The sequence below is a fragment of the Oceanisphaera sp. genome, assembly GCF_052084945.1.
In the GTDB taxonomy this organism is placed as follows: Bacteria; Pseudomonadota; Gammaproteobacteria; order Enterobacterales; family Aeromonadaceae; genus Oceanimonas.
The window spans coordinates 1-2,870 of sequence record NZ_JBQDEX010000181.1; the positions used below are offsets into that span (position 1 = coordinate 1).

At 48.2% G+C, this 2,870-nt stretch carries 2 protein-coding genes; both read left to right on the forward strand.

Going from position 1 to position 2,870, the window contains the following annotated elements; all coding sequences use genetic code 11:
• Window positions 1-428 precede the first annotated feature (428 nt).
• Window positions 429-1,076 carry a GGDEF domain-containing protein gene (locus tag ACTHY5_RS11730; RefSeq protein ID WP_441879914.1) on the forward strand — a complete coding sequence of 216 codons (648 nt, stop codon included), beginning with the start codon at window positions 429-431 and terminating at the stop codon, window positions 1,074-1,076.
• Between the two features lie 294 nt (window positions 1,077-1,370).
• Window positions 1,371-2,711 (forward strand): tRNA lysidine(34) synthetase TilS, encoded by a 1,341-nt coding sequence (gene tilS, locus ACTHY5_RS11735; protein ID WP_441879917.1) that lies wholly within the window; start codon window positions 1,371-1,373, stop codon window positions 2,709-2,711.
• The last annotated feature ends 159 nt before the right edge of the window (window positions 2,712-2,870 follow it).

Sequence of the window (2,870 nt, forward strand, 5' to 3'; positions counted from 1 at the left end):
GCGGACGTAATAAAAACCTTACACTATACCCTCGCTTGTTGAATGGATTGCCGCGTCGCTACGCTCCTCGCAATGACTACATTTGGGTCATTGCGAGGCACGAAGCAATCCATCCTTCAGGCTCGTACTGTACCCAATCTAGACCTTCTCTTCCGGCTTCTAGCTTCAAGCTTCAAGCTATCTTTTAGGTTTTATCTCGCCCCCTCACCAAGATCATTGGACCACCCGCGACGGCCTACCACACAACAGAATTAATGATATTGCCCAAGCGGCAGAAGGTTATTTATGATTTGTAACTTGGGAAGGCGTGGCGCGTTATAATGGCCGCCAGTTTCGTGTGTTTACTCGGGGTGATGAAAGTGGATTGCCTGCTCCTGGTATTTGGGGCTTAACCCAAGATAATACTAGGTTGTGGGTTATGGGTTGTGATGGCGGCGTTAGTGCTGGTGGTGTTTTGGCTAATACTGCAGTTGCGCGTGCAGTTTTTTAAATATCATAATCAAGAGCTGAGTCGTCAAGTGGCCGATAAAACACAAAAGTTGCAGCAACAAGCTCAAGCTTTTGAATTACAGGCACGAGAAGACCCACTGACTGGGTTACCTAATAGACGAGCCTTTGATGAAGCTCTGGCGGTGATGATGGCAAGACGAGAGCGACATCCTGCTCCCTTGAGTATGATGGTGATTGATATTGATCATTTTAAACAAGTGAACGATACCTTGTCTCATGCTGTGGGCGACAAGGTGATTCAAATAGTGGCCAATGTTATTCAAGAGAACATTCGCGCCATGGATCATCCTGCTCGTTGGGGAGGTGAAGAGTTTACTTTATTGTTGCCTGATACTGACACTGGTACCGCTTATCAGGTAGCCCAGCGGGTACGGTTGGCAGTGGCGAATTATAACTACAGTGATATTGCTGATAACCTGCGACTGACCATTAGTATTGGTATTGCACAAATCGACAATAATGGTGATGAGCATCAGCTATTGGTAGAAGCCGATCAGGCCTTGTATCAGGCAAAAAATAGCGGCCGTAATCAGTCGGTGATATTTAGTGATATAGATGCCCAATAAAATAAGTTGGGCTGAGCTATACCAATCTAAGTAAGTATATGGTCAGTTTGTATTAAGTAAAAAACTAAGGACTATTTTTGCCACGGAATCCACAGAAAAGGCAAGAGCGAAAAGTGATAACGAATCAAATACCTCTAATGGTAAGGGCTTCCCTACTAATAGTTGGGTGCTTGGCTCTTACCCTATAAAGTCTTTTTCAGATCTTATCTCTATTTTTCCGTGTTCTTCTGTGGGTTCCGTGGCGAAAAGTCTTGATCAGTTAGTTTTACAGATTGGTATTAGGTGAAGGTGAGCATGGAATTATACTCAGTTTTTAGTGAGCAAATGAGTGACTTAGCCCCAGAGCATGCATTGGTGGTGGGGTTTAGTGGTGGGTTAGATTCTACGGTATTGCTGGCGCTGACGGCTCGCTTGGCGGCTGAGCACAAGGTGGCCGTGCGGGCCATTTATATTGCTCATGGCTTGCAGTCGGCGGCGGATGCGTGGCCGGCACATTGTCAGCAAGTGGCCGAGTCGTTAGGGGTTAGTTGCCAAACCCTAACGGTGGATGTGCAATTGGGACCCCGAGTCAGCCTAGAAGCGGCGGCACGCACGGCGCGTTATCAGGCATTTAGTGAGAGCTTACAGCCCAATGAGGTTTTGTTAACGGGCCATCATTTAGATGATCAGGCAGAAACTTTACTACTGGCTCTTAAGCGTGGTGCAGGAGTGAGCGGGTTAGCGGCTATGCCTGCTAAAAAAGCGCTTGGCATGGCTCAGCAGTGGCGGCCACTTTTGCCTTGTTCACGAGCGCAGTTAGAAGCCTATGCTTATCAGCAAGGGCTAGAGTGGGTTGAGGATCCGAGTAATAGTGATAATGCCTTTGATCGTAATTTTTTACGTAATCGGATTATGCCAATGCTGCAACAAAAATGGCCATCCTTTACCACTACCTTAGCGCGCAGTGCCGAGTTGTGTGCCGAGCAGGCAGACTTAGCCGAAGAAGTGGCGGTACAAGACTTACCCCAATCACTCAATAGTGGCGGGGGGGTACTAATCGCTCATTTACAATCGTTAAGCCAAGCGAGGCGGCACAATGTGTTGCGCTATTGGTTACAGCACCAAGGTGTTTATGCGAGTCGGCGTCAGTTGCAGGCCATTTGGCAAGAAGTTGCCTTGGCACGCCCAGATGCCAGCCCTAAAGTGCGAGTTGCTGAGCAGGTTATTCAGCGCTACCAAGGCGCTTTGTATGTGCCGGTTGCTATGGCGGATCCTATTGAATTGGCGAGCTTACAGGGCGAGCAATGGCTTGACGTTGGGGTGGGGCAATTAAAGTTAAGCTGGGTGTCTGAAAACGCCGACTTAGCCGCCGATGTTGATATTAATGTGCTGCAATTAGTGTTTAACCGCAGTGGGTTACGCGCCCAACCCTATGGCCGCGCAGGGTCTCGGCCCCTTAAGAAGTTATGGCAAGAATATGCGATTGCCCCGTGGCAAAGAGCAAGTATGCCACTGCTGATGCAAGGCGACAGCCTAGTGGCGGTCGTGGGGTTATTTGTGTGCCAAACCTATCAGGCAAAGCCTAACCAAGCCGGCTGGCGGATAGAGTGGCAGAGCAAAAAAGCGGGAAAGGCTATGTTGAATTTTAAATGCTGAATGTTGAATTTTGAATTAACAGAAAAACACGTTTGCCACGGAATACACGTATAAAACCTAAAAGATAGCTTGAAGCGGGAAGCTAGAAGCTGGAAGAAAAGAGAAGCGCCGAGCGCCTAGCACCAAGCTTTAAAATTGGGTCATTGCGAGGAGCGTAGC